Annotated in this window: 3 protein-coding genes and 2 pseudogenes; 2 read left to right on the top strand and 3 right to left on the bottom strand. The window is 62.5% G+C overall.

What is annotated here, in order from left to right; genetic code table 11:
• Positions 1 to 130 (bottom strand): annotated as a pseudogene (locus AC1D1X_RS19390) (rhodanese-like domain-containing protein); the annotation flags it as partial.
• Between the two features lies 1 nt (position 131).
• Here AC1D1X_RS19390 and AC1D1X_RS19385 point away from each other — a divergent pair.
• Both AC1D1X_RS19385 and rsxB read left to right on the top strand, forming a co-directional pair.
• Positions 132 to 491 (top strand): annotated as a pseudogene (locus AC1D1X_RS19385) (polyhydroxyalkanoate depolymerase); the annotation flags it as partial.
• Between the two features lie 66 nt (positions 492 to 557).
• Positions 558 to 1,244, top strand: coding sequence for an electron transport complex subunit RsxB (rsxB, locus tag AC1D1X_RS19380; RefSeq protein ID WP_477669126.1), 687 nt, complete (start codon positions 558 to 560; stop codon positions 1,242 to 1,244).
• Between the two features lie 5 nt (positions 1,245 to 1,249).
• On the opposite strand, the gene AC1D1X_RS19375 is transcribed toward rsxB, so the two are convergent.
• A complete protein-coding gene (locus AC1D1X_RS19375) occupies positions 1,250 to 1,726 on the bottom strand; it encodes a VOC family protein (protein ID WP_477669125.1) in 477 nt (158 codons plus the stop codon).
• On the bottom strand, positions 1,723 to 3,121 hold a 1,399-nt coding region (locus AC1D1X_RS19370; RefSeq protein ID WP_477698925.1), incomplete at its 5' end, for an ATP-binding protein. The genes AC1D1X_RS19370 and AC1D1X_RS19375, both read right to left, overlap by 4 nt.

Here is a 3,121-nt window from a genome sequence, read left to right as displayed (position 1 = left end):
GTGTCAGATAGTTGGCCACCTGCAGGCTGCGCATGCCGTGGTGGCAGAGGCAGGCGATCGGCTGGCCGGTGCCGGCTCCGATTTCCTGCAGCTCAGCCAGGCGCGTGGGTATTTCCCGCATCGGGATGTGCACCGCCCATTTCACGGTAGAAGGCGAACTGGACGACATCTCCGGTTCTGGCCAGACCGAGGCGGCACACGGTCTTTGCCACAACATCCCCAAGGCGCTGCAAAAGCACCTGGAAGTCAAGGGTGCGGGCCACTACGGGATTTTCAGCGGCCGCCGCTGGCGCGAGATCGTCTACCCGCAAGTCAAGGCCTTTATTCTTGAGAACAATCGGGCCCCAGCCCAATCCAAGCGCGCGCCAGCAGCTACCAAAACGATAGCAAAGCCAGTGCGCACCGCAGCAGCAAAGCCTGCCGCCAAAGCCGCCCCGAAGGCCGCAGCAAAGCCGGCGGCAAAAAAAGCAGCACGCAGCAAGAAGGCTTGAGGGCGGCGGCAAGGCCGGGTCGAGCGCAGACAGAGCGGGGGCCATGACTGGTAGGACAATAGGCGGGTGATCTCCCCCCCCGACTCCAGCCTTTTCGAGCGCATCAACGCCGCCCTGCCCCAAACCCAGTGCACCCGCTGCGGCTATCCTGACTGCGCGGCGTATGCCACGGCCATTGCAACAGGCCAGGCCCCCATCAATCAATGTCCGCCAGGCGGCGCTGAAGGCGTGCAGCGGCTGTCGGCCATCACCGGTCAGCCCGTTCAGCCGCTCAATCCCTCCAACGGCACAGAAGGCCCGCGTGCTGTCGCCTTCATCGATGAAGACTGGTGCATAGGCTGCACCTTGTGCATCAAGGCCTGCCCGACCGACGCCATCATGGGCAGCAACAAGATGATGCACACCGTCATCGAGCCCTGGTGCACGGGCTGCGAGCTGTGCATCCCGGTCTGCCCTGTTGACTGCATCAGCCTGGAAAACGTCACGGGCGAGCGCACAGGCTGGACGGCATGGTCCCCGCAAGAGGCCGACACCGCCAGGGCCCGTTATGAATTCCATCAGGCCCGGTACAGGAACAGCACAAGCCCGAAGGAGATGGGCGCAGGCAAAGTGACAGACCCGCCACAGGCCCCGCTACCCGCCTCGGCTGCACGCCCCGGAGACGACCCCGCCGTGACAGACCGCAAGCGCATGGTGATTGAAGCCGCCCTGGCCCGCGCCCGCACACAGCGAGAGAGCGGCAAGAAGGACTGAGCAGCTCAACCCAAGGCGGCAAACGCCTTGATCACTTCGGGCGGCGCCTGGACCATTTCAATCAGCACGCCTTCACCCGAAACAGGAAACTCGTCGTTAGCCTTGGGGTGCAGGAAACAGATGTCAAAACCCGCGGCGCCCTTGCGAATGCCGCCGGGCGCAAAGCGCACGCCCTTGGCTGTCAGCCATTCCACAGCCCTGGGCAGGTCGTCTATCCACAGGCCCACATGGTTGAGCGGCGTGGTGTGCACCGCAGGCTTCCTGTCCACATCCAGCGGCTGCATCAGGTCGACCTCAACCTTGAACGGGCCGCTGCCGATTGCGCAGATGTCTTCATCGACGTTTTCACGTTCGCTGACGAAGTTGCCAGTGACCTCCAGGCCCAGCATGTCGACCCACAGCGTGCGCAGCCGGTCTTTGCTGGTGGCGCCAATGGCGATCTGCTGGATGCCCAGCACCTTGAAAGGGCGTCCGGTGCTCATGCCTGAAATTCCACAATCGGTTGGTCCACGCTCAGCGATTCACCCTTGGCTGCCAACACCTTTCCCACCACGCCGTCAGCGACAGCGAACAGCACGTTCTCCATCTTCATCGCTTCAATCACGGCCACGCGCTCCCCAGCCTGCACTTTCTGGCCCACCTGCACGGCAACGTCCACCAGCAAGCCCGGCATGGGCGACAGCACATAGCGGCTCATGTCCGGGGGCGCCTTGTAGGGCATGAGCGCATGCAGTTGCGCCGCACGCGGCGACAGTACCAGGGCATCAAGCCGTGTGCCGTTGTGTGCGATGCGGATGGCCAGCGGGTTGCGCCCGACACCGCGTTCGACCTGTGCAGCGAACGGCTGGCCGTTCACGGTGCCGCGTATGCGCGCACCGCCCAAATGCCAGTTGCTACAAATTTCATAGCTGCTTGCGCCCGTATCTACTGTTCCGGAGCCTGATTGCGCTTGATAATTTCGCACAGTGACAGGGTGTTGCGTGTTCTGTCCCGCAGCGTCCAGGCCGACTACCACGAACTCCTCCCCTACCGTCACGCCATGGCCCGGCAACTGCCCGCTGATGCCGGCGGCACGGCCCAGCATGCGGCGATTAACGTAAGCGGCCAGCGCCAGCAGGAACGAAGGATCATCGTGCGGCACATCTTCGGCGTGAAAGCCTTTGCTGTAGTTTTCAGCAATGAAGCCGGTATTGAAGTCGCCCGCCACAAATTTCGGATGCGCCAGCAAAGCCGCCTGAAAAGGAATGTTGCTCGATATGCCGCGAATCACAAAACCATTGAGCGCCTCACGCATCTTGGCGATGGCGTCTTGACGGTCCTTGCCGTGCACGATGAGCTTGGCGATCATCGAGTCATAAAACATCGGGATTTCGCCGCCGTCCTGCACGCCGGTATCCACGCGCACGCCGTACAACTGCGAGGTGTCTGCCGCGAACATGGTTTCCTTGGGCGGCTGAAAGCGCACCAGCCGGCCCGTGGACGGAAGGAAGCTGCGGAATGGATCTTCAGCGTTGATACGGCATTCAATCGCCCAGCCATTGCGCTGCACGTCTTTCTGCGCGATCGGCAGCTTCTCGCCGGCCGCCACGCGAATCATCAACTCCACCAGGTCCAGCCCGGTAATGCATTCCGTCACCGGGTGCTCCACCTGCAGCCGGGTGTTCATCTCAAGAAAGTAAAAACTCTGGTCCTTGCCAACCACGAACTCCACCGTGCCGGCGCTCTGGTACTTCACCGCCTTTGCCAACGCCACGGCCTGCTCGCCCATAGCTTTGCGCGTCGCGTCGCTGATGAAAGGCGACGGCGCCTCTTCAATCACCTTCTGGTGGCGCCGCTGGATGGAGCATTCGCGTTCATTCAGGTACACCACATTGCCA

It is taken from the genome of Polaromonas sp. P1_G4, assembly GCF_056405475.1.
The sequence above is the reverse complement of the archived record's forward strand: the minus strand, read 5'-3'. Positions and strand labels throughout refer to the sequence as shown.